We start from the raw sequence: 24,385 nt of genomic DNA on the forward strand, positions 1-24,385 counted from the left end.
TAAAGAAAACCGGAGCCGCCAATTGGGCGGCTCCGGTCGTTGAGTGGTGGTTTATTCGACGCTCACACCGTAGAAGATGTGTCCGCCCAGCGGGTGCACTTTATAGCCCTGAACCTTATTGCTCATCGGCATGTAAACGACCGAGTGCGCAATGGTTGCCCACGGGGCCTGCTCTTTGAAGATGACCTGGGCATCTTCATACAGCTTGGTGCGTTCCGCCTGATCAGTAGACTGTTTGGCCTTCAGGATCAGATCTTCGAACGGCTCATGGCACCATTGTGCCCGGTTCGACGCTTCACGACCGTCACAGCCCAGCAGAACCGCCAGGAAGTTGTCTGGGTCGCCATTGTCACCGGTCCAACCCAGAAGAACGGCACCATCACGGTCCAGATCTTTCGAACGCGACAGGTACTCACCCCATTCGTAAGACACGATCTCGACGTCCACGCCAACCTTCGCGAAATCCGCCTGGATCAGTTCAGCCATACGGCGCGCATTCGGGTTGTACGGACGCTGTACCGGCATTGCCCATACCTTCATCGACAGGTCGGAAACACCTTCGGCTTCCAGCATTGCCTTGGCCGCTTCTGGATCATAGGCATCGTCGGTGATCGCGTCGTTATAGCCCCACATGGTCGGCGGGATCGGGTTCTTTGCAACCTGGCCCGAGCCCTGGAACACCACGTCGATGATCGCGTTCTTGTCGATTGCCATGTTCAACGCCTTGCGGACGTTCGGGTTGTCGAAGGGCGCCATTGTGGTGTTATAGGCCAGGTAGCCAACGTTGAGGCCTTCCTGCTCCAACATGTTGATGTCGGCATCATCCTGCATCGCCTGAATGTCCGCCGGGTTCGGATACGGCATGATGTGACATTCGCCCGCCTTCAGCTTCTGATAGCGCACGGATGCGTCCGGAGTGATCGCAAAGATCAGATTTTCAACATCCGCCGGATCCTTCCAGTAGTCGGCATTCTGGGCATAGCGGATCACGGCGTCTTTCTGATACGCCAAAAACGAGAACGGGCCGGTACCAATGGGTGCGGTGTTTAGCTTTTCAGGTGTTCCAGCTTCCATCATCGCATCTGCATATTCTGCAGACAGGATCGAAGCGAAATCCATCGCCATATTGGCAACAAACGGCGCCTCAGGCTTGGTCAGAGTAAATTTGACGGTGTAGTCGTCGACCTTTTCAATGGACTCGACCAGATCGGGCATACCCATACCCTTGAAGTATTCCCACGTACCGCCTGACACCTGATTATAGGGATGGCTGTCATCCTTTTGGCGCATGAACGAGAAGATCACGTCATCCGCGTTGAAATCGCGGGTCGGCGTGAACTCGTCATTCGAATGGAACTTCACACCCTGACGCAGCTTGAATGTGTACTCCAGGCCATCATCACTGGCTTCGACGCTTTCGGCCAGACCGGGGATAACGTTGGTTGTGCCGGTTTCGAATTCCAGCAGGCGGTTGTAGATCGGGTGCGATGAGGCATCAAATGTGGTTCCGGCTGTAAACAGTGCGGGATCGAACCCCTCGGGTGAGCCTTCTGAACAATAAACCAGCGTGTTGGCCTGCGCGGCTGCGCTGGACAGGGCAATAGCCGCTGTTGCAGCCAAAAATTTGAGTTTCATGATTGTCTCCCAGAAAATTTTCAATCGGCTTTCGCGTTGCTTTTGTTGACCAAGCAATTTCTGACGACTCTCATCGCCGCGAAATCTGTGCTCAATGTATCCAAAATACAAAATCCATTGTCAACTCACTTTGAGAGTTGAAGGAATGTGTGAACCAATGCACCTCGCAAAGCCGAGAGACTACACATCTCGGTTTCATTGATGATTGCAAAGATTGACGAGTGATTACGGCGTCAAGGTCGGCGCAACACCAACCGGGGGTTGATCTTGAATATATGCACCCACACGGTTCAAAACTTGAGTTCTAGGACATCCCGGGCGGGTCGCAGCACCAAGGTTACGCAGGTTGCCGGGCCCCTCAAAAGGAACAAAGCACAAGGGCCACTTGTCTCGCTTGAATTGCTCGGCAGCCAGGGCCGACACAATTGTACAATCATCAGAATGACAAATGTGTCGGCAGATCGTTTCAAACCTCAGCGCGCTCAGATCAAACCGCTTGGCGACTCGGATCGCAGGATCAGCTTTGGGCAAACGGTCCTCAAGTTCATAGCCAAAACTGTGAGGAAGCCGGATGAAGTCATGCGGAGGCACATCCTCTGGCGCAATAGAGGGAAGCATACAAAGTGGGTGCCCTTCACGCATGGCCAGAAACAACGGCTCGGCCCAAATTGACGTGAAAGCCAGAGCGTCGCTGTTGTTGACTTTGGCCACCAGCGCCATGTCCAATTGATGATCTTCCACCATCTGCAACATGTTTTGCGGAAGGTCCTCGATCATGGTCACACGCATCCGCGGGTACAGATCGCTGAACAACCCTGAGAAGTACTGCGTCAGGTAGGGTGCAAGCGTTGGCGTCATGCCAATCCGGTACGTGACGGCCTCGGGGTCGCGGTATTGGGTGGCAGTGTCGCGGATCTGTTGTGCATCAGACAGGATGGATTCAGCTATTTTGAGGATGCTTTGACCAAATGCCGTTGGGCGCACTTCGTTATTTAGTCGAAGAAACAGTTCAACACCCAGTTCCTGTTCCATCTTCTTGATCTGGTTCGACAGTGCAGGTTGCGAAACGTTGCACGCAACCGCCGCCTGGCTGAACTTGCCATGTTTTGCAATGGCGAGCACATACTCCAAATCTCTGAAATTCATCCGCTCAATCTCTCTGCGGTCATACAAAAGCGGCTCGAAACCACCCCTTTATGTACCTTAAAGCGGGCAAAACTGCATGAAATCCCGATCAACTCCGCTGACAAAACTGTTAACCGGCGCATTCGAATAGAACATCACGCGCGGCAAAAAAATTGTAACCTGTTGATTTATTTGATGTGGGATTTCCGGATTCTCACGGAAACCGTGATTATTTGCGTTGGTTATACGCCCGATTTGCAGGATGAATTTCAGATGACCCGGGGTGCCATCTACCCCTTTGCTACGTGGAATGCCCGACACACAGGGCGGACTGCCAAACGTAACAATTTATGACGGAGTACCCCATGCTGTCCCAACTTCTGACAAGCCTGCGCGCTCGTCTCTTGACCACGTCTACAATAGCGCAAGAGACCACCCGCGACGGCCAAACCCTTTTCAACAACTTCTTTCAAAGCACCGTTGTAGATGACACCCCGGCTTTCGTGCTGGCAAATGACTTCTCGCGTCTGCTGAACTTTGGTGGAATCATCACCAACAACGCCGTTGCCGCCGTTCAAGCGCAGGGGCAGGATATTGATGTGTTCAACTTCCGCTCTGGGCGGATCGAGGCGAACAACGGCCCCGACGCATTGGCCACCGGCGTTCAGGTCACCGGCAGCGCACAGGTTCGCAACTTTGGTGAGATCGCGGGTGAATTTAACGGCGTTCAGTTTGCAGGTGCTCAAAGCTCGGGCGGCCTGGACAATTTCCGCGGCGGCGTGATCAGCTCTGACAGCCGCGCAGTCGACATTCAGGGCCAAGGCATTGATGTGCGCAACTTTGGTGACATCATCGGCTCCGGCGATCAGCGCAATGGCACGATTTACACCAACAGCACTGCCGAAGACATCTCGATCTCGAACTTTACGGGTGGCACGATTGACGCGGGCGAAGGCAACCAGGGCGCGGGCATCTCGTTGCAGATCGGCGATGAGGTCGGCGATCGCGTGGAAACCGACATCTTCAACGGTTTTGGCGCGACAATTCAAGGCCGTGGCCAAGGGGCCGCCAATACCGGGCTGGCCGGCGATGGCATTCGCATTGACGACGGTGCCGAAGGTGCCACGTTGGAAACCGAGATCGTGAACAGTGGCCTGATCTCGACCGAAAGCAACCAAGGCACGGCCGCCGGTATCCGCATCGCGGATGGGGTAAACGCCGAGGGCGAGATCCTGAACACGTCGACCGGCGTGATCGAAGGCCCGCGCAATGGTCTTTACATCGGCAATGGTGAACATGATCTGGACGTGCTGAACTTTGGCACCATCCAATCCGGAAGCCGGGCGGTGAACATCGACGGCTCAGGTGTCAACCTGATCAATGGCGGCGACATTCTGGGAACCAACGACCAGCGTAACGGCACCGTTTATGCCGATGGCACCGCAGATGACTTTTCGGTCCGCAATCTGGCCAATGGCACAATCGACGCGGGTGAGCACAACCAGGGCTCGGGTTTCGCAGCAGAAATCGGTGGAACCGCAGACGGTGCCAACACGTTCTCGTTGGAGAACGATGGCCTGATCCAGGGTCGGGGCAACGGCGCAGCAGGCACTGGCCTGGCCGGAGATGGTATCCGCATTGGCAACCCGGGAAATCAGGGCATCGCCGAAGGGACCATTGTCAACCGTGGCGAGGTACGTTCGGAAGGTGCCAACGGCACTGTAGCCGGTGCGCGCGTTGTGGATGGCGTGAGCTTTCAGGGCGAATTTACCAACGCCGGCACAATCTCGGGTGTCCAAAACGGCGTCTACTTTGGCAACGCGGATCATACGGGTGGTCGTTTCGTCAACGAAGCAGGAGGAGTTGTGTCCTCGGACAGCCGGGCCTTCAACATTGATGGCACGGGGCTTGAGGTCGACAACCAAGGCAACATCCTTGGCACCGGAGATCAGCGCAACGGTACGGTTTATGCTGAAGGAACCGCGGATGACTTCTCGGTACAGAACTCAGGGCTGATTGACGCTGGTGACGGCAATCAGGGTTCTGGCTTTGGTGTGGAAATCGGTGGTGCAGAAGATGGTGCCAACACATTTACACTGGAAAACACGGGCGTAATCTACGGGCGCGGAAACGCGGGTGCCGCCACGCCGCTTGCCGGTGATGGCATTCGCATCGGCAACGTTGGCAACACCGGCACTACCGATGCGACGATCTCCAACTTTGGCGGGATTTTCTCTGAAGGTGCCAACGGCACGGTCGCCGGCATCCGAGTTGTCAATGGCGTGAACTTCCAGGGCACATTGCTTAACGCGGGTGCCGTCGAAGGTGTGCAAAACGGTGTCTACTTTGGCACTGGTGACCATTCGGGCGGGTCGTTTGTTAATAGTGGCACCGTTTCCTCGGACAGCCGGGCACTGAACATCGATGGTAACGGGCTTTCCGTTCAGAACCTGGGTGCCATTTTAGGTACAGGCAATCAGCGCAACGGCACAGTCTACGCTGATAGCACGGCAGACAACTACACCTTCACCAACACTGGTCTGGTGGACGCGGGCGAGGGCAACAACGGCTCGGCTGTTTCGCTGCAAACAGGTGACGTTTCAGGCGATGTCGTCTCGGCAGCGATTGTAAACGAAGGTGTCTTGCAGGGTCGCGGCGATGCAACCGAGGGCAATCAGGTCGGCGACGGCCTGCGTTTGTTCACCGGACAAAATGATGCGTCCTTTGCCGGAGTTGTTATCAACGAAGGCCTGATTGCCGGTTCCGAACAATCGGATGCTGCAGCCGGCATTCGTATTGACGACGGCTTGAACCTTCTTGGTGCCGTCCTGAATGAAGGCGAAATTCGCGGCACGGTCAATGCGATCGACGCTTCAGATGCTGGTGACGTTACCATCGTCAACGACGAAGAAGGTGTGGTCAACGGCAATGTCCTGCTGGGCAACGGCAATGACATTTTTGTCGATCTGGGCACTACTAACGGCGACATCAGCGGTGGCGCAGGTGATGACGTTCTGATCGCAGGCGACGCTGACAACGTTCTGACCGGCGGTCTGGGCAATGACTTCATCGACGGAGGAGATGGCATCGACACAGCCGATTTCTCGGATCTGGATGTTGCGGTAGAGGTCCGTCTGGACGCCAATGGCAACGGCACCGCCACGCGCGAAACCGGGTTCAACGTCTCGATCGTGGATGCGGCTATTGTGGCTCCGGACCAGTTTGGTGCGAATATCCCGGATGGAGGCTGGTTTGTAGAAGAGGCCGTTCTGGGCAATCTGTACTACAACATTCACACCTCCGACTTCCCTGCTGGGGAAATCCGCGGACAATTGCTGGTCGACAGCGATGTAACCGAAAACGGCATCCGCACAGTTTCGCTGAGCGGCGGTCTGGACGCATCGCAAGAACCCGGGCCGACATCGGATAGCGAAGCCACCGGCAACGCGACCGTTGTCATCACACAGCACCTGGCAACGGGCGAAGTCACCTACTCGAGCGAGCTGAGCGTTGTGGGCTTGAACGAGGCCGACCTGAACACGCCGATCCCCGGTGTCGTATCAGCCATCCATCTGCACAATGCACCAGCGGGCGCAAACGGCCCGGTCGTGCAGGACACGCTGGTGGACGCGGGCGCGACGCTTGATGTTGATGCAATAGGCGGCACCGGAGTTGTCGGACTGGACGTGATCGACAATCAGATCGAAACCGACGTGCTGGTCTCGATCGAGAATGTCATCGGCTCTGACGATGGTGATGTGATTGTCGGCAGCGATCTGGAGAACGTTCTGAACGGCGCGGATGGCGATGACCTGCTGAACGGTGAGGGCGGCAATGACGTCCTGATCGGTGGCGAAGGCGCTGACACCTTCCTGTTCCAGGGCACCTTCGGTGACGACACAATCTCGGACTTTGAAACGGGCGTCGACAGAATTCAGATCGGAGATCTGGGCCCTGACTTCGACGGCGGTCCGAGTACCGTTCAGGATGGTGACGACGCCGTCATCAGTTTCGGCGACGCAGGCTCGATCCGTCTGGCCGGTGTCGACGCCGCGGACCTGACCGAGAACGACTTCATCGTTTAACCAATCAACAGCGGGGCGGCCTAGGTCGCCCCGTTTGCCAAACCGGAAAGGGTTCCCTGATGTCCCAGAAAACCAATCCCGTGAAAGCCGCCTGGGGGTCGCTGCGCAAGGGCTTTGTTGCAGTTGCCTTCTTCAGCTTGTTTCTGAACCTTCTTATGCTCGCCGGTCCGCTTTACATGTTGCAGGTCTACGACCGCGTCCTGACCAGTCAAAATGTCGACACCTTGATCGCGTTGTCAGCATTGTTGGCCGGTGTATTCGTCGTGGTCGCCTGCCTTGACCTGATGCGGATGCGCATTTTGGGACGTCTGGCCGCCCGCTTTGAGCTGAACGTTGGTGCCCCAGTTCTTGGCGCTGCGATGCGCCGCCGTGTCCATGGCGAAGCCGACGCTGGCGAAAACCTTGTCGAAGACGTGAACGGATTTCGCGAATTCATCTCGGGAACCACGCTGACCGCGTGGTTCGACGCGCCGTGGATCCCGCTCTATCTGTTGGTCCTTTATGCCCTACACCCGTATCTGGGTCTGCTTGGTTTGACCGGGGCCGTCATGCTGACGATCATGGCTCTGATCAACAACTCGCGCGCCCGAGAACCGATGCGGTCGGCTTCTCAAGCGCGCGGTCGTTCAGATGCCTTGTTCAGCATCAGTGATAAAAACGCCGAGCTTGTTCAAGCGCTTGGCATGAAATCCGATTTGCTGCGACGCTGGACCTCGCTTCAGGCGGAAGCCCATCAGCACAAGACCCGCGCCGCTGACCGGGTTGCCAGCTTTTCTGTCGTGTCCAAGACCGTTCGGATGGGATTGCAATCGGCCATTCTGGGACTTGGTGCGTCACTGGCCATCACCGGAGAATCCACCGCTGGCGTCATGATCGCGGCAACCATCGTACTGGCCCGCGCACTGGCCCCAATTGACCAATTGATCGGTCAGTGGCGCAGCTTTCTGGCCGCGCGCGGATCTTACTCCAAGCTGACTAAACTGACCGAAGAGTTTGCCGAAGCCCCACCCAATCTGCACCTGCCGCGCGCGTTCAAATCTCTGGACGTCAAGATTGCGCAGGCAGGCCCCCCGCGCGCCGTCAACGCCTCGCTCCGCCAGATCGACTTCGGCCTTGTGCCCGGAGATGTGTTGGCAGTTATCGGGCATAGCGGTTCGGGCAAGACCACCTTGGGCAAGATGATTGCCGGTATCTGGCACCCCCAACGGGGCGAGGTTTTGCTGGATGGCAGCCCGATGTCCAAATGGAACCACGAGGATCTGGGCAAACAGATCGGTTATCTGCCACAGGATATCGAGCTGTTCGACGGCACGATCCGCGAAAACATCGGGCGCTTCTCTGTCGCCATAGACGATGCCGAAGTGCTGCGTGCCGCACGCGAAGCCGGTGTGCACGAAATGATCAGCGCCCTTCCCGATGGATATGAAACGCGCATCGGTCGGGGGTTCTTTTTGTCCGGTGGTCAACGTCAGCGGCTGGCACTAGCCCGGGCGCTTTATGGCGATCCGTTTGTGTTGATTTTGGACGAGCCGAATTCGGATCTTGATGCCGAAGGCGAACAGGCCCTGCGCGATGCGATCACGGCGGCGCAGTCCCGCGGCGCAATTGCCATCGTCATGACCCATCGTCCTGCAACGTTGCAGGCTGCCAACAAAGTAGTGGTCCTGCGAAACGGCGCCCAAACACAGTTCGGGGATAAAGAGGACGTCCTGAAGGTCAATCGCCGGAACGTTCTGGACAAACCGACCCAATCCGGGGCGCACGAACCCACTGTGCGCCCTGCCAATGCAACTCAGATCAGCGGAGCTGCCCAATGACCCAGTTGATGAAACGCCCACAATCCCCGAATGTGCTTACCGCCCACGATGTGCAAGTATTGGACATCACGACCGAAGCCTCTGGCATCAAACGCTATGTCCTGTTCGGGTTGTTTACCCTGATGGCTTTCGTCGGCGGCAGCATCTATTGGGCCTTCGCCTCGAAACTGGATGGGGCGGTGGTCGCGCCGGCCTCGTTTGTGGTGGAAGGTGACCGCAAGACGGTTGAACATCTGGATGGTGGCATCATTGACTCGATCTTGGTCACGGATGGTGAATTCGTTCAGGCAGGTCAGCCCCTCGTACGGCTTGACACCTCAGATTTCGACGTAGATCTGAGTGTTCTGGGCAGCCAATTGGGCGAGTTGTCGGTCCGGCGCGCCCGCTTGCTGGCGCAGATTAACGGCACGGACAGGTTTGACGAGCCAACCGCTTTGGCCGGGTTCAGCGATGGAATGCAGCGGCTGCATTGGTTGTCGCCTTACCTGACGCAGAAACAACTATTTGACGCCGAAGCCCGCGCCCGCCGGACCGAGGCTCAAATCAACGCGCAACGCATTCAGGGGCTGCGCAATCAGATCGCCGGCCTGAACGAACAACGCCTCTCGACCCAAAACCAGAAGGACATCACGCAGGTTGAGCTGTCCAATCTGAAATCCTTGCTGGACAAAGGGCTTGTGGCCGTCACACGGGTCAGCGCGCGCCAGATCGAAATGGAACGTCTGGGCGGTGTCGATGCGTCGTTGCGCACCCAGATCGCGCAGGCCCAGGACCAGATGCAAGAGTTGCAACTGTCCCTGCTCAGCCAACAAAAGCTGCGCGACGAGGTGATCGCCGGAGAGCTTGCGGTTGTGGATGCCCAGCTTGATCTGATCCGGTCACAATATTCAGGGGCATCGGAACGGTTGAAACGAACACAGGTCCTGGCCCCTTCCAGCGGGCGGGTCGTTAATTTGGCTGTATCTACAACCGGCGGCGTCATTCGCCCCGGAGAGGCGATCATGGATATTGTTCCCGCCAATCAAGCCCTGATCGTCGAAGCACGTATCAAGACCGCCGACATCGACAAGTTGCAGATCGGTCAGGCAACGCGCATTCGCCTGTCAGCCTTTACGCAGACCGATGTGCCTGAAGCCAGCGGCCGGATTTTTGACATCTCAGCCGACGCGCTGGAGGACGATCGCACAGGCGAGCCTTATTACAAAGCCCGGGTGAAACTGGATGCCGATCAACCCACCGAAGTCGCCGCACTGGATCTGTTGCCAGGAATGCCCGCGGATCTGTTTGTGAAAACCGGCGAGCGCGCAGTAATCAGCTACCTGTCACAACCAATCAGTGACCGGCTCGCCAAGACTTTTATCGAGTAACTTATTTTGCCCGCATCCGGCTTGCCGGGTGCGGGTCGTTCACGTCTTTCTCGTGACTAAATGCTGCAGGTTAGACGCCGTATCGCGCCATGAACATATCAACGGCCTGCGTCGCAATTGCATCCAACTCTGCTTTGGAAAAGCTCTTTTGAACGCCAATGGCAGCGCGGGTCCAAATCCGAACCTTGCATAGTTCACTGAACTGTTCGGCTGCCAATTGCAGGTTGTCGATGGCCAACTCTCCCTTGTTGACCGCCTTTTCCAGATACTCGACCATCTGGCGCTGACCGTTCTGCGGCCCGGCCTCATAAAATGTTTGGCCCAGCTCCGGGAACCGGTCACGCTCGGCGATGCAGATGCGGAACATCTGTTGCGAGAAGTCCGAGACCAAAAAACTCGTGAGCTCTGTTGCAGCGATTGTCAGAACTTCGCGTGCCGGTTTGCAATCGTCCACCATCGCCACGACGTTTTCCGCCATCCGTCTACACTCGACCTGCGCCACCTCCATGAAAAGCAGCCGCTTGTCGGGGAAATAGCTGTATAGCGTGGCCTTAGAGACCCCGGCGGCACGGGCTATATCGTCGACGCTTGCACCTTCGAAACCATCCGCCATGAAAACCTCTCGGGCTCCGCGCAGGACCTGATCAAATTTTCGGCCTGTACGCAGAATGACGGCTGCTTCGGTCATGTACTCTCCTTCGGTCGATTGGGTGACAAATGTTTAAACCGTTCAGTTCAGATACAACAAATCGCACAATTAGCAGGCATCTGGCAACACAGATGACGTTAGGTTTTCGATTAACCAGTTAAGTTAATTTACAATGCGCGTCCCCAAAGCCCTATAATTGGCCCGTCATATCTTGCAGCCTGTGTGTTACGTGCTACCACTTTGCACATGGTCGATATCTTTCTGCGCACACTGCCCTTTTTTGCGATCATCGGCTTGGGATACTGGGCTGGGCGCAGTCGATTTTTTTCTGAAGAAGCAACGGCGTACCTGACGAAATTCGTTTTCTATTTTGCGCTGTCGGCCATGCTGTTTCGCTTTGCCGCCACCCTGCCCTTTGCTGATATTTTCAATGCAAGGCTAGTCGTTGGATACTTGATCGGAACCGCCGCTGTGTACGTCTTGGCGACGGTTGTCGCATGGATACGTCGGCTTGATATCCCGACCGCAGCGGTAGAGGCGCAATGCGCGGCCATCGGCAATGTCGGTTTTCTGGGCCTGCCCATGCTGGCGCTGCTGTTTACCGAAGCCGCGATTGGCCCGGTTATGCTGGTTCTGACGGTTGATCTGGTGGTTTTTTCATCCCTGATCGTCATCTTGATAAATGGCGGGCGCGACGGGCGGTTGAAACCTGCAACCTTCCGACTGATCGGGATCGGGTTGATCAAGAATCCGATGATCGTTTCGATCTCGGCGGGAATGCTCTGGTCCGCGTTGCAGATTCCTGTTCCTGTCCCATTGAACGATTTCCTGACAATTCTGGGCGGGGCCGCGACCCCGGGTGCCCTGTTCGCTATCGGAGCTTCTCTGGCCAGCAAATCCGCCGAACGCGTTCACATTGCAGGCTGGCTGAGCTTTTGCAAACTTGTCGTTCACCCTGTCTGCGTTGCCGTTGTGTTGATTTGGATTTTGCCCGTGGCTGCATTTCCTGCTTCTGTCGCAATCGCCGCCGCGGCACTGCCGGTGGCGGGTAACGTGTATATGCTGGCCGCCCATTACAGGGTGGCCCCGCACCGTGCATCAGCTGCGATACTACTGTCCACAGCGGCCAGCATTCTGACGGTGCCATTGGTCATCGCCTGGGTCGGAACGCCCTGATCTAAGCCTTGTGAAAAATGGCACACCAAAGCCGCGCAGCCTTTACGTATCGAGCGTGTAAGGATAGCCATGTCGCAAACCCAACGTAAGGACGAAACCAAATGGAAACCCTTTCGGAAAATGCATGTTTCGGAGGCGTTCAGGGCGTCCACCGCCACGCCTCGACTGCCTGCCAATGCGACATGACCTTTGGCTTATTCCTGCCGGCCGAGGCCAAAGACGGCCCGGTTCCGGTTTTGTGGTATCTGTCAGGCCTGACCTGCACCCATGAAAACGCGATGACCAAAGCAGGCGCGCAGGCCTGGGCGGCTGAACAAGGCGTAGCGGTGGTCTTCCCGGACACCTCGCCGCGTGGTGAGGGTGTTGCCGATCACGATGATTACGATCTGGGCCAGGGCGCCGGGTTCTATCTGAACGCCACGCAGCAGCCTTGGGCGCCGCATTTCAATATGTGGGATTACGTGGCCGAAGAATTGCCTGCTTTGCTGACCGAAAACTTCGCAATCGACGTGGAGCGTCAGGCCATAACCGGACATTCGATGGGAGGGCACGGAGCGTTGACACTGGCTATGAACCTACCAGGGCGCTTCCGATCTGTGTCCGCTTTCGCACCCATTTCAAACCCGACGGGTGCGGAATGGGGTCGCAAGCAACTCAGCGCTTACCTGGGCGATGATCAGACGGCATGGGCCAAACACGATGCCTCGGTCATGATGAAAGAAAAAGGCTTTGACGGCCCTATCCTGATTGACACTGGTGCCAGTGACCAATTCATCGACTTGCTGCGCCCCGAAACTTTGGCGCAGGCAATTTCCGAACGTCGTCAGCAGGCAATAATCCGTCTGCAGCCGGGCTATGACCACTCATACTTCTTCGTGTCGACCTTCATGGAAGATCACATCACATTCCACGCCGAGGCGCTGTACGGAGACTGAGGCATGAGCAAATACGACTATGACCTGATCATCATCGGGTCCGGCCCCTCGGGTCGTTCGGCCGCGATACAGGCAGGCAAACTGCAACGGCGTGTTCTGGTGATCGATCGCAAGGATCGGTTTGGCGGCGTGTCCGTCCACACCGGAACGATCCCGTCAAAGACCCTGCGTGAAACGGTACTGAACCTGTCCGGCTGGCGCGAGCGCAGCTTCTATGGCCGCTCGTACCGCGTCAAAGATCAGATCCGGGCCGAAGACCTGAAGGCACGTCTGCATATGACGCTGGATCATGAAGTTGACGTGCTGGAACACCAATTCAACCGCAACCATGTGGAGACCCTGAACGGGTTGGCCAAATTCGTTGGGCCTCACGAGATTGAGGTTGCCACTGATGCCGGTGAGACCACGAGACTTACGGCGGCCAAGTTCCTGATAGCAACCGGAACAAAAACCTATCGCCCGGATTATGTGCCATTCAACGGAAAGACCGTTGTGGACGGTGACGACTTTCTTGAGATGGCAGAGATCCCGCGCTCGCTGGTCGTGATAGGTGCCGGAGTAATTGGTGTGGAATACGCCACCATGTTCTCAGCATTGGACGTTCGGGTGACGTTAATCGAACCTCGTGAAACTTTCTTAGATTTTATTGATACCCGCTTAATCCATGATTTTACCCATCAGATCCGCGAAAACGGCGTGGACCTACGTCTGGGCTCAGCCGTTCAAAAGATAGAAGACGCTGGGGGCCATGTCGAAGTGACTCTCGAGAATGGCCGCCACGTGCGAGCTGAGATGTTGTTGTTCGCCGCCGGGCGCATGGGGGCGACATCGGCATTGAACCTGCAGGCCGTTGGCTTGGAAACCGATCATCGCAACCGGATCGACGTGGATCGCAAGACGTATCAAACTGCAGTGCCACATATCTACGCGACTGGCGATGTGATTGGGCACCCATCATTGGCCTCAACCTCGCTGCAACAGGGCCGCGTGGCTGCATGTCACGCGCTGGAAACCCCTACCCTGCCGGAAAGTCCCTGGTATCCTTACGGCATTTATTCGGTCCCCGAGATCTCAACTTGCGGCATGTCCGAAGAGGAACTGCAAGAACGCGGCATCCCATACGAAGTCGGCGTGGCGCGGTTCCGGGAGACTTCGCGTGGGCATATCATGGGGTTGGAGCACGGCATGCTGAAGATGCTGTTTTCACTGAAAACCCGCCGGGTGCTTGGCGTGCAGATCGTGGGCGAAGGTGCGACAGAGTTGATCCATATCGCGCAGGCAGTCCTGAATCTGAAGGGCACGGTGGATTACTTCGTGCAGAATACGTTCAACTATCCAACCCTTGCCGAGGCCTATAAGATCGCTGGTTTGGATGCATTCAATCGGATGCCAATCCCGGACGAGTTCAAAGTGCGCAAGAAACCCGCTGAAAAGACCGAGAAGAAGGCCGGGAAAGCGTGACGACGCTCTATATCGATGGCGATGCCTGCCCCGTGAAAGCCGAGGCTGAACGGGTTGCAACCCGGCACAAAGTTCCGATGGCACTGGTGTCAAACGGTGGCTTGCGGCCGTCTGCAAACCCATTGGTGCAGGTGGTCATCGTGTCTGAGGGTGCGGATGAGGCAGACAAATGGATCGCCGAACGATGCGGCGCAGGGGACGTAGTGGTAACCTCGGATATCCCGCTGGCCGCAAAATGTGTTGAGGCCGGCGCTCGGGTCCTCCGTCCAAACGGTGAAGCCTTTACCGCGGCCAATATCGGCCAGCAACTGGCCATGCGTGATTTGATGGCCGACTTGCGCGCATCCAACCCATTGGGCGCGGGTGGCGGCGGAAAACCCTTTGGCAAAGCTGACCGATCCCGGTTTTTGGACGCCCTGGAACGTGAGTTAAGGGCTGCGCAGCGGGGCTAATCCTCCCGCTTGCCAGCGCCGCATCATAGATGCGTCTTTGACAATTGGGCCGGGCAGCGCTGCGCGCTGCGGTTGTGCCTTGAACAATCCCGTCGCGCTTGGTTCAGTGGCACCAACTAAGGAACAAGAAGACAGGTACGTACATGTCGGTGAAAGCTGTTGTTTTTGACATCGGGAATGTTCTGATCGAATGGCAACCCGAACGCTATTACGACCAGGTCATCGGGGAAGAGCGCCGTCGTGCCATGTTCTCGGAAGTTGACCTGCACGGGATGAACGACCTGGTTGACCAGGGTCATCACTTCACTGACACAATCTATGATTGGGCCGAGAAATACCCGGAATGGCGGGATGAAATCCGCATGTGGCACGACAAGTGGATCGAACTTGCCGCGCCCGAGATCCCCCACTCGATCCGTCTGCAACGGGCCTTGCGGGCCAAAGGCGTGCCGGTTTTTGCATTGACCAATTTCGGGGTGCAAAATTTCGACTATGCGACGACGGTTTACCCGTTCCTCAACGAGTTCGACAAACAATACGTGTCGGGACGGATGCAGACCGTCAAACCGCATGTTCCGATCTATGAAATGGTCGAAGCGGATTGTGGACTACCGCCCGAGGCGCTTTTGTTCACCGACGACCGACTCGAAAATATCGAAACGGCGCGCGCCCGTGGATGGCAGACGCACCACTTTACCGGCCCACAGGGTTGGGCGGACCGATTGCTGCAAGAAGGTCTACTGACGGTCGAAGAGGCGCTGTAGCTCAGGCGGTGACGGGCGTTGGGCGGTTTTCGCGAATGGGAAGGTGGACGATGGCACTGAAAGCCCCAATCGCGACTCCGATCCACCAGACCATAGTGTAGTCGCCGTACTGGTCATACATGCGCCCGCCCAACCAGACGCCCAAGAAACTGCCGACCTGGTGGCTGAAAAAGATGATCCCATACAGCGTTCCCATGTAGCGCAGTCCGTAGAGATGCGCGACCAGCCCCGAGGTCAGCGGTACCGTGGCAAGCCACAGCGACCCCATGACCAGTGAAAACACGATGACCGACAGCGGTGTGATCGGGAACACGATGAAGGCCGCCGCGGCGAGTGTTCGCGCGGTATAGACTCCGGCCAGCAGGTATTTTTTGGGGAAATGGTTCCCTGCCCAACCGGCCATCAGTGTACCCGCAATATTTGCCAGGCCAATCAATGAAATTGACACGGCCCCCAGTGCTGATGTGGTTGTGATGCCAATCGAATGCAGTACGCCACCGGGTTGTATGGGTCCGCACATCTCTGTCACGAAAGCGGGGAAATGTGCGGTGATGAAGCCAAGCTGATAACCGCAGCTGAAAAAGCCCAGAAAGATCAGCGTATAGGATGGATCGCGGAAAGCCCTGGTCAGGATCTGACTCATGCTTTCTTCGATCTCTGCTTTACTGGCAGCCTGAGGGGCGCGCATGAACGGCAGTGTCAGCACCAGTGCCAAGATCGCTGCAGCGAATACAATGAACACCTGCTGCCAAGGCATAAAGCTCAGCATCCATTCGGCTGTAGGCGCCCCCAGAACCTGACCGAAACTGCCCGCAGCTGTGATAATCGCAAGCGACATGGAGCGGTTTTCGTCCGACGATGCCCGCGCCACCACGGCAAGGACCACGCCAAATCCTGTTCCCGCGATACCGAACCCCACAAGCCATGCGTACATTTGGTGCTCGAACGGAGTGACGGACCAGGCCGACAGAACCATACCCGCCGCGTAGGTCAGAGCCCCTAGAATAATCGCGCGCTTGTCGCCGACCTTTTCGGCGATGGCCCCGAAAATCGGCTGCCCAATGCCCCAGGCCAAATTCTGAATTGCGATTGCCATCGAGAAGTCCGAGCGCAGCCAGCCGAATTCATCTGCGATGGGGATCTGAAACACGCCAAACGATGCGCGCCCGGCAAAACTGACGGTGATGATGATACATCCGACGATCAGGATGGGGTTCAGCAAGCGCGTGTGTTGGGGCATTAGGTCCTCGGGCGTTCAAGAACCAGACGTTACCGCGTTTAGGTTGTGCGTCAATTCAGGAGTTTTGCGGTCACGGATCAGCAAAATTGATGCGCCCGAGAAATGGCTGCTTTTCAACGGGCAAACCGGGCGCTATGCCTCAAAACATGACGGGTTTGATATCGCTTTATGACACGCAGGTGGCCGACGGCACCCTGACCAGAGACGACGCGCAAGAGGCCGTTCTTCCTCATTTCGAACGTATCCGGGCGGCATTGGCCGAACCTGTGAAACGGGGGTTCTTTCGAAAAGCCCCGCCGCCGCCCAAAGGTTTATATCTGTGGGGCGGAGTCGGGCGCGGAAAATCCATGCTGATGGACATGTTCGTCGACTCTTTGGCAGACATCCCCGCCCGCCGAGTGCATTTTCACGCCTTTATGCAGGAAATCCACGCAGGCATGCACAAGGCCCGTAAGGATGGAGTTGAAGACGCGTTGGCTCCGGTGGCCGCCTCGGTGATCAAGTCCGCGCGCGTACTGGCATTTGACGAAATGCAAATCACCGATATCACGGACGCGATGATTGTTGGTCGTCTGTTCGATCTGCTGCATGAAGGTGGCACCGTGGTCGTGACGACATCGAACCGCCATCCGGATGACCTGTACAAGGACGGGCTAAACCGTCAGCTATTTTTGCCCTTCATTGCACATATCAAAGAACAGCTTGAGGTGTGGGAGCTGATCTCACCCACGGATTACCGCCAAAACCGGCTAGAAGGCGCACCTGTTTACTTTACACCCATAGGCCCCGAAGCACGCGCGAGCATTCGCAGCGTCTGGAATGACCTGGCCGGCGGGACGGCGGACCCGCTGATCCTGCAGGTCAACGGTCGTGCGGTAGAACTGCCCGCCTTTCGAAATGGCGTGGCGCGGGCCAGTTTTTACGACCTTTGTGGAAGGATGCTGGGCCCGGCAGATTATCTTGCTATCGCGGAAGAGGTCAAAGTTCTGGTCCTTGAGGACATCCCGCGCCTGTCGCGCAATAATTTTAACGAAGCCAAACGGTTCGTAACGTTGATCGATGCACTGTATGAGGGAAAAGTCCGCTTGATCTGTTCAGCTGCGGCAGAGCCCGAGATGCTGTATGTCGAAGGTGAAGGCACATTTGAGTTTGAACGCACCGCGTCGCGCCTGCGCGAGATGCAGGATCAGGATTGGGGGCAATAGGGGCGCTGCCCCCGCCGTGCTTTGCGCGACTCCCCCGGGATATTTTGGCCAGATGAAGCTGTGCGGATGCGCCTTTTTCAGCCGTTCTCGCGCAGAATATTACCGGCCAGGTACAGTGATCCACAGATCAGAACCCGCACCTGCGGGTCATCTTCAGTAATTTTTCTCAGGGCTTCGGCCACACTATTGGCAGTAGACGCTGCTAGCCCAACCCGAGAGGCGGCTTCAGCGGTGTCGTCTGCGCTCAGCGTATTGACCTCACCCGGGATAGAGACTGCCGTCAGGCTTTGCGCCTGTGCGGCAAGCGGAGCCAGATACCCGGTGACGTCCTTTGTGTTCAACATCCCACAGATCATATGGGTTGGACGTGCAGGCAGCTTCGCCAGTAGATCGGCCAATGCCAAACCTGCGGCCGCGTTGTGACCGCCATCCAGCCAGAGCTCGGCCTCGGGGGCCTGTTCGACCAGAGGGCCGGTTTTCAATCGCTGCATGCGGGCTGGCCATTCAGCCTTGGTCACCGCAGCCTCATAGGCGTCTTCCCCAAGATCCAGATAACGCAAGACCGCTAGCGCAGCACCGGCATTTTGATACTGATGTGCGCCCAACAGATTTGGCAGCGGTAGATCGCGCAGGCCAGTTTCGTCCTGATAGACGAGCCGCCCGTTTTCTTCGGTGACGTGCCAGTGTTGGCCATGCACCAACAAAGGTGCACCCAGACGCGCGGCAGTGTATTCAATGACCTCCAGCGCCTCATCCTTTTGCGGGCCAACGATGCAGGGAACACCGGGCTTGATGATGCCGGCCTTTTCCGCTGCGATCTTGCCCAAGGTATCGCCCAGAAATTGCTCATGGTCGATTGAAACCGGCGTGATGACCGTCACCGCCGGGTCGTGAATGACATTGGTCGCATCCAACCGGCCACCCAACCCGACCTCAAGCAACGTGTAGTCGGCCTTGGACCGGGCAAAAGCCAGCAGGGCCGCGCAGGTCGTGATCTCAAAATACGTGATGTTCTCGCCACCGTTGGCGGCATAACATTCGTCCAGAACCGCCGTCAGATCCGGTTCGGAAATCAGTTCACCCGCCAGACGAATACGCTCATGAAACCGGGCCAGGTGGGGCGAGGTATAGGCATGGGCGGTCAGCCCTGCCCCTTCCAGACCCGCGCGGATCATGGCCTGGGTCGAGCCCTTGCCGTTGGTTCCCGCGATGTGGATCACCGGCGGCAGTTTGTTTTGCGGATTGTCCAGCGTGGTCAGCAGACGCCAGACACGATCCAAGGTCAGGTCAATGATCTTGGGATGCAGCGCCATCATCCTCTCCAGAATGATGTCCGATGTCTGAGAGGTCATTTTTCTTCCGCGTCTTCAGCCGGGGCTTCTGCTACTGCATCTTCGGATTCGGGCGCAGGCAGATCACCTTTGACCGCCGGAGGCTGGTTCATCAACATCCGCGTGATGGTGATCAACTCATCGCGCATTTCGGTCCGCTTGGTCACACGGTCCAACATGCCGTGATCCAACAGGTATTCGGCACGCTGAAACCCTTCGGGCAGCTTTTCCCGGATCGTCTGTTCGATCACGCGTGGACCGGCAAAACAAATCAGCGCATTGGGCTCTGAGATATGGACATCACCCAGCATCGCGTACGAAGCCGTCACACCGCCCGTTGTTGGGTGAGTCAGCACTACGATGTAGGGCAGATTTGCCTCTTTCAGCATTTCTACTGCCACGGTTGTGCGGGGCATCTGCATCAGGCTCAGGATACCTTCCTGCATCCGTGCGCCGCCAGCGGCCGAAAACAGGATCAGCGGGCGCTTTAGCTTCACCGCCTCTTGCGCGGCCGCGATGATCGCGTTGCCGACATACATGCCCATGGATCCGCCCATGAACGAAAAGTCCTGCGCAGCTGCCACAATCGGGGTTCGGCCAATTTCACCCAGGGCGACCAACATCGCTTCTTTCTCGCCTGTTTTCTTTTGGGCGGCTTTCATCCGGTCGGGGTACTTTTTCTGATCGCGGAATTGCAGCGGATCGTCTTTGGGCGCGGGAACCTCGACCTCGGTAAATATCCCACCATCAAACAGATGATCGAACCGCTCGCGCGGAGTGATCGCCATGTGATGATCGCACTGGGTGCAGACATTCTGGTTTTCTGCCAACTCACGGTGAAACAGCATGGTTCCGCATTCATCGCATTTGTGCCAAAGATTCTCCGGCACTTCTCGGCGCGAGAAGATCGAGTTGATCCGTGGGCGGACGTAGTTTGTAATCCAGTTCATATCGGAACCTTGGCTTGTGCGGCTTTGACGTCAAATAAGACGCTACGGAAAGAAATGCAATCAACGCCTGAGCGCAACCCGCGCTGTTAGCCAACTGACGATCATCACAGCAAAATCCACATACAGCCATTGCCGCAGCGCCCCGGTATCCAACATGTCGTAAGGAAGCAGATACAATGCCAGACCACTTAAGCCATCGGGTAAGGAAACAAACAGCAGAGCGACCATATTGTTGAACAGGTGCAATGCGATAGCAGGCCCCAACGTCCCTGACCGTGCCGTCAGATCCGCCGCCATCAGGCCGAACATCCCGGACCACACAGCAACCAATAGCGCGTTGTCTCCGGCCGCGCCGGGGGCATAGTGACCTGCCGCGAACAAAATCGACGGTACGCCCAACCAAATAACCGGCGATCGGAATCGCGCTGCCAGACTTTGCTGAATGTATCCCCGAAAAAGCACCTCTTCAGCGCTTGTCTGAATCAGCACTGCAAAAAGCGAGAAAGGCAGAAGCAACAGCCAGGTCGACAGTGCCAAATTCTGCGTCAGCGTTGCGCCCATGCCGTATGGCGGCAAGATCGCCACGACGATCCCAACGATCAGCAATGCCTTAAAAACATTCCAAAATTGCCCAATGCCCTCGCGCCATGGACCACAGATTGAGCGCAGCGTTCGATGTTGTAGGCGTTTTGAAGCGATGGACACGCCCAATGTAATGAAGCCAAAGCTTGCCAGCAGCACCAAAAGTGCAACCGGGGATGCGCCGGTCAGCAAACCTTGGGCCCATTCGACGGATCCAAGACCCGCAACCAATCCAAAAAGTAGGAAGTTCAGAAGGATGCCAACCACGCCAACAATGGTCAACCCGACAAGCAGGCGCCAAAGCTCTGGCCGTGCGCGCGAAGGTGCAACCAGTCGTTCATGCGCCATGTATCTGCCGGGGCGGGCGTCAGGCATTGTCGGCCGTGTCCCGGTTCGGCTCGTCATCATCGAAGATCAATGAGGTTGCATTGGCGGCGTTCAGCCTTTCGGAAATCGTAGTCAGATAGCCGGCAACCGTTTGCAGCAGCTGCATTGCAACACCTGCGTCACTTTCAATTACCGCGCGCAATTCCTCGGCCCCAATGCGCAGGAACGAACAATTCTTGACCGCAACCAAATCAAATTGCCGAATTTCGCCTGTGATAATCGACAAGTCTCCGATCAGACGCCCCGGCTCGATGACCGAGATCGTACGCGCGGTTCCGTTCCCTTCATTCCAGATCAGGTCGGCTTCGCCCGAAATACACAGATAAGCGGCATCTGGAGTTTGCCCTTCGGAGAAGATGATCTGCCCGGCTGCGGCATCGTACCATTGCGCCGAAAACGCCAGAAGGCGCTGGTTGCGACCGTCAATGCCGGAAAACAGCTCGGTCGACGAGATAATCTTGAGCTTACGGCTCAGGTCATCCGTTGAGCTGGCCTCTTCTTCTGGGCGGGTCCGCGAGACGCCGTCAATTCGACCATCCTTGATCTCGACGAACAGATCATAGGCTTCGGGATGGGCAAAGTAATCCTCCATGAAGACCATTATTGAATCCGGCAACAATTCCCGCAGTTTCAGCCGGGTTCTCAGCCTGCTCTCGGAATCATGGCTGGCCAGAGCTTTGTCCAGGATCAACACATCAGGACGCTTGATTCCAGCGCGCGAGAATGCGGCGCGTTCCTGAAATACCGTCGGCAGATTATTCCCACCCAGACCCGAGGGCAGGTCATAGATAATGGCTGCCGCCCGGCGGCGCAGGCCAGCTTCGTTCATGGCTTCGGCGACGACATCTTCGATTTCATCCGTGTGTGCCCCTGCCATCAAAGAAACCCGCCCGAACAGGGCATTTTCCATGACAGTCATGCGTTCAATATATGCATCCGGCGTGACCGGAACGAACATCCCATCCATCGAGGCACGAAGCTGTTCCGCTTGCCCCCTTCGGATGGCCAAGATCTTTTCTTTGTACTCGTCCGGAAAATCAGGCCCGATCTGTTCCGCGGTCAGCAGGAACGGAACGGTCAGCAACAAGGCACGCTCGCCCTCGCTGATTGCTTCATCCCCTTTGGCTTTGCGCCTATCCTCGATATCAAGCAAACGGTGGAACATATCCTTGGCCATACCCAGACGAAGGAACAGCGGGTGATCTGCCCCGTCCCGCCCAAACGTCTGGTGCAGTGTTTCCAGCACCGCGCTTGCAATGCTCATTGCGTCATCATCCAGATCGTTATGGCGCAGCATCCACATGAACCGATCATCGCCCGCCAGAATATCCGGTGAGATATCACGCGACGGAGCGGCAAACAGCAGGTTGCCCCCCAGCGGTACAGCCGGGTTGAAGCGGTCCGGTTCGAACCGATAGACATACCGCGCCAGGTCTTTTTCTTCCAACCTCTGCGCGACCGTGTCGCGCAGATTTACGATATCACGTGCAAGGGCAGAATGTTGCACTGGATCGAACTGGGTACGTAATGTCCGGCGGAACATGAATTCGTCGATGCCCATCGCCTCGACCAGCTGGAACCACCAGTTGCGGATATCCTCGATGTCTTCCAACCCTGCCAGGCCGGGATCGATCCACTCATCCGACAGGGAATCCGGAGGGTTCCCGGCCCGCACCGCTTCGATTTGCCACCGGCTTGGGGCCTTCTTCGCGTCGGTTTCGTGTTTTGGATGGGTTCGCAACGGCATCAAGAGGTTGTCACCCAAAGTCCCGTCAAACAGATAGGGCCGCGAATAGGCATAGCCGATCCGCGCCGCAATTACCGTCTGATGGAGTTTTAGCAGATCGTGACCCGCAATTGTGACGCTGCCTTGTATCGGCAAAAGCTCTCGTGTCAGTAGTTGCGCCAACGCGCCGCGCTCGGCGGCGCTTGACGACTGGATAGCAACGCGGGCACCCTTGGGGATGGTCAGGTCGATATCTTCAAGGATGGTTTTCCCGTCATCATCGCGCACTGTTACATTGCGCAGTTCGATATCGCCGCTGAGATGCGGAATGGACTCTGGCTCACCCACAAACAGCTCTTCAGGGATCATGTTGTCCGGGGCAAAACGTTCAATCACGATTTCCCAGCGCAAAGACATATCTTGAACCTGGTTGTAATAGGTCAGCAAGTCTTTCCATGGGCCACTAAGGTCCTTGTATGCCCCAAGCGCCGCGACCAACGCGCCCACTGTCACCTCACCCGTGATCGCCAGATAGCCACCGACCGAATAGAACAGGAACGGCGTCATCTGAGTAATCAGATTGTTGAGGAACTTCATAAAGAACTTCTTGTTGTAGATCTTGAACCGGATCTCGAACAAGGTTCCCAACCGATGGCTGAATTGTGCCAACCGATAGCGCCAGCCGCCATTGGCCCGCAAATCGCTGATGCCCGCCGCGCTTTCGCCAATTTCCGAGCTGAGGTGGCGGACCTGCTGAATACGTTCCTTGTTCAGCAGGTTGATCTGGCGCTGCAGTTTGGGGATCAGCCATGCCTGCAACGGAATCAACGCGATGCTGGCCAGACCGAACCAAACGCTTTGCATGAACAGAAAAGTGACAATGGTCATCATTTGACCAAACTGGAACACCGGCTGGGCAATCGCATCACCCATCAGGCCGCCCATCGGTTCGGCCTCAGAGGTGATCATTGAAACAAGTTCACCTTGGCTGGTGGTGGCAAAATACGATTTCGGGAATCGCATCGCGCGGTGAATCAGCGTGAACCGAAGCCGGCGCAGCATACGCTCGGCCAATATGCCCTTCATCGTGTTGATGCGCATCTTCATCAAGCCGCTGGCGATTACAGTGGCCAAAAATGCAAAACAGAGGATAAGCAGATATTGGACCTGCGTGAAGGTGAACCCAAAAAGTGTAACGCTATCGTTGGGCGCACCAATTGCGTCGTTGATGATCTGTTTTGGCAGCTCAAGCGAGGCGTAGAGAAACGGAAACGACAACACCGTCAGAAACAACAGCACAAGCTGCTGCTTTTTCGAGTGTTTCCAGATGAACGAAAATAGTGTGGGTTCCATGCCCCGGCCTTGCCTCAAAGAATTTAGTACGCGGTTTTTCGGATAATCCAAAGCAATCAGGTGCCGGACGGTACGCACAGTCCCAGATGATTGCAAGAACGGCGATCGGGGCCTTAGCAGACACAACCAAAACCGCCCAGTCACA

General features: G+C 56.7%; 17 protein-coding genes. 9 read left to right on the forward strand and 8 right to left on the reverse strand.

Annotation, left to right across the window (positions count from 1 at the left end; translation table 11 throughout):
- Positions 1–51: 51 nt before the first annotated feature.
- The gene (locus AC2FD9_RS11600; RefSeq protein WP_282152074.1) at positions 52–1,635 is read right to left on the reverse strand and encodes an ABC transporter substrate-binding protein; all 1,584 of its coding nucleotides are present in this window, start codon (positions 1,633–1,635) and stop codon (positions 52–54) included.
- A gap of 225 nt (positions 1,636–1,860) precedes the next feature.
- Positions 1,861–2,781, reverse strand: coding sequence for a LysR family transcriptional regulator (locus AC2FD9_RS11605; protein ID WP_496836959.1), 921 nt, complete (start codon positions 2,779–2,781; stop codon positions 1,861–1,863).
- Positions 2,782–3,125: 344 nt separating this feature from the next.
- Between AC2FD9_RS11605 and AC2FD9_RS11610 the strand changes: the two genes are divergently transcribed.
- The 3 genes from AC2FD9_RS11610 to AC2FD9_RS11620 are packed head-to-tail and all read left to right on the forward strand — an operon-like array spanning position 3,126 to position 10,029.
- Positions 3,126–6,845 (forward strand): beta strand repeat-containing protein, encoded by a 3,720-nt coding sequence (locus AC2FD9_RS11610; RefSeq protein ID WP_496836961.1) that lies wholly within the window; start codon positions 3,126–3,128, stop codon positions 6,843–6,845.
- A 59-nt stretch (positions 6,846–6,904) separates the two neighbouring features.
- Entirely contained in the window at positions 6,905–8,662 is a 1,758-nt protein-coding gene (locus AC2FD9_RS11615; protein WP_496836963.1) for a type I secretion system permease/ATPase, read from the forward strand.
- On the forward strand, positions 8,659–10,029 hold the full coding sequence (locus AC2FD9_RS11620; protein WP_496836965.1) for an HlyD family type I secretion periplasmic adaptor subunit: 1,371 nt from the start codon (positions 8,659–8,661) through the stop codon (positions 10,027–10,029). Before AC2FD9_RS11615 ends, AC2FD9_RS11620 begins: the two co-directional genes overlap by 4 nt.
- 70 nt (positions 10,030–10,099) lie before the next feature.
- Here AC2FD9_RS11620 and AC2FD9_RS11625 read toward each other — a convergent pair whose 3' ends face one another.
- On the reverse strand, positions 10,100–10,717 hold the full coding sequence (locus AC2FD9_RS11625) for a TetR/AcrR family transcriptional regulator (RefSeq protein WP_282169497.1): 618 nt from the start codon (positions 10,715–10,717) through the stop codon (positions 10,100–10,102).
- 207 nt (positions 10,718–10,924) lie between these two features.
- Between AC2FD9_RS11625 and AC2FD9_RS11630 the strand changes: the two genes are divergently transcribed.
- The 5 genes from AC2FD9_RS11630 (at position 10,925) to AC2FD9_RS11650 (ending at position 15,466) form a co-directional block, all read left to right on the forward strand.
- A complete protein-coding gene (locus tag AC2FD9_RS11630) occupies positions 10,925–11,854 on the forward strand; it encodes an AEC family transporter (RefSeq protein WP_282169498.1) in 930 nt (309 codons plus the stop codon).
- A gap of 101 nt (positions 11,855–11,955) precedes the next feature.
- Positions 11,956–12,789 carry an S-formylglutathione hydrolase gene (gene fghA / locus AC2FD9_RS11635; protein WP_496836968.1) on the forward strand — a complete coding sequence of 278 codons (834 nt, stop codon included), beginning with the start codon at positions 11,956–11,958 and terminating at the stop codon, positions 12,787–12,789.
- A gap of 3 nt (positions 12,790–12,792) precedes the next feature.
- Complete coding sequence (sthA, locus tag AC2FD9_RS11640) at positions 12,793–14,250, forward strand: Si-specific NAD(P)(+) transhydrogenase (RefSeq protein ID WP_496836970.1); 1,458 nt, start codon at positions 12,793–12,795, stop codon at positions 14,248–14,250.
- A complete protein-coding gene (locus tag AC2FD9_RS11645) occupies positions 14,247–14,702 on the forward strand; it encodes a YaiI/YqxD family protein (protein WP_058272080.1) in 456 nt (151 codons plus the stop codon). The genes sthA and AC2FD9_RS11645 overlap by 4 nt, the downstream gene beginning before the upstream one ends.
- 143 nt (positions 14,703–14,845) lie before the next feature.
- On the forward strand, positions 14,846–15,466 hold the full coding sequence (locus tag AC2FD9_RS11650; protein ID WP_108859718.1) for an HAD family hydrolase: 621 nt from the start codon (positions 14,846–14,848) through the stop codon (positions 15,464–15,466).
- A gap of 1 nt (position 15,467) precedes the next feature.
- Here the strand turns inward: AC2FD9_RS11650 and AC2FD9_RS11655 are convergent, their stop codons facing one another.
- Positions 15,468–16,706: an MFS transporter gene (locus AC2FD9_RS11655; RefSeq protein WP_496836972.1), complete on the reverse strand. Its 1,239-nt coding sequence runs from the start codon at positions 16,704–16,706 to the stop codon at positions 15,468–15,470.
- 146 nt (positions 16,707–16,852) lie between these two features.
- Here AC2FD9_RS11655 and zapE point away from each other — a divergent pair, with 146 nt between their 5' ends.
- Positions 16,853–17,911, forward strand: a complete 1,059-nt coding sequence (gene zapE / locus AC2FD9_RS11660) for a cell division protein ZapE (RefSeq protein ID WP_282169502.1) — start codon at positions 16,853–16,855, stop codon at positions 17,909–17,911.
- A gap of 77 nt (positions 17,912–17,988) precedes the next feature.
- Here zapE and AC2FD9_RS11665 read toward each other — a convergent pair whose 3' ends face one another.
- The 4 genes from AC2FD9_RS11665 to AC2FD9_RS11680 are packed head-to-tail and all read right to left on the reverse strand — an operon-like array spanning position 17,989 to position 24,240.
- Positions 17,989–19,263, reverse strand: coding sequence for a bifunctional folylpolyglutamate synthase/dihydrofolate synthase (locus tag AC2FD9_RS11665; protein ID WP_496836974.1), 1,275 nt, complete (start codon positions 19,261–19,263; stop codon positions 17,989–17,991).
- On the reverse strand, positions 19,260–20,192 hold the full coding sequence (accD, locus tag AC2FD9_RS11670; RefSeq protein WP_058272084.1) for an acetyl-CoA carboxylase, carboxyltransferase subunit beta: 933 nt from the start codon (positions 20,190–20,192) through the stop codon (positions 19,260–19,262). Before accD ends, AC2FD9_RS11665 begins: the two co-directional genes overlap by 4 nt.
- Before the next feature lie 60 nt (positions 20,193–20,252).
- The gene (locus tag AC2FD9_RS11675) at positions 20,253–21,149 is read right to left on the reverse strand and encodes a CPBP family intramembrane glutamic endopeptidase (RefSeq protein WP_496836976.1); all 897 of its coding nucleotides are present in this window, start codon (positions 21,147–21,149) and stop codon (positions 20,253–20,255) included.
- Positions 21,142–24,240 (reverse strand): ABC transporter transmembrane domain-containing protein, encoded by a 3,099-nt coding sequence (locus AC2FD9_RS11680; RefSeq protein ID WP_496836977.1) that lies wholly within the window; start codon positions 24,238–24,240, stop codon positions 21,142–21,144. The genes AC2FD9_RS11675 and AC2FD9_RS11680 overlap by 8 nt, the downstream gene beginning before the upstream one ends.
- Positions 24,241–24,385: the final 145 nt, after the last annotated feature.

This window comes from Ruegeria sp. YTSC230 (assembly GCF_059609665.1).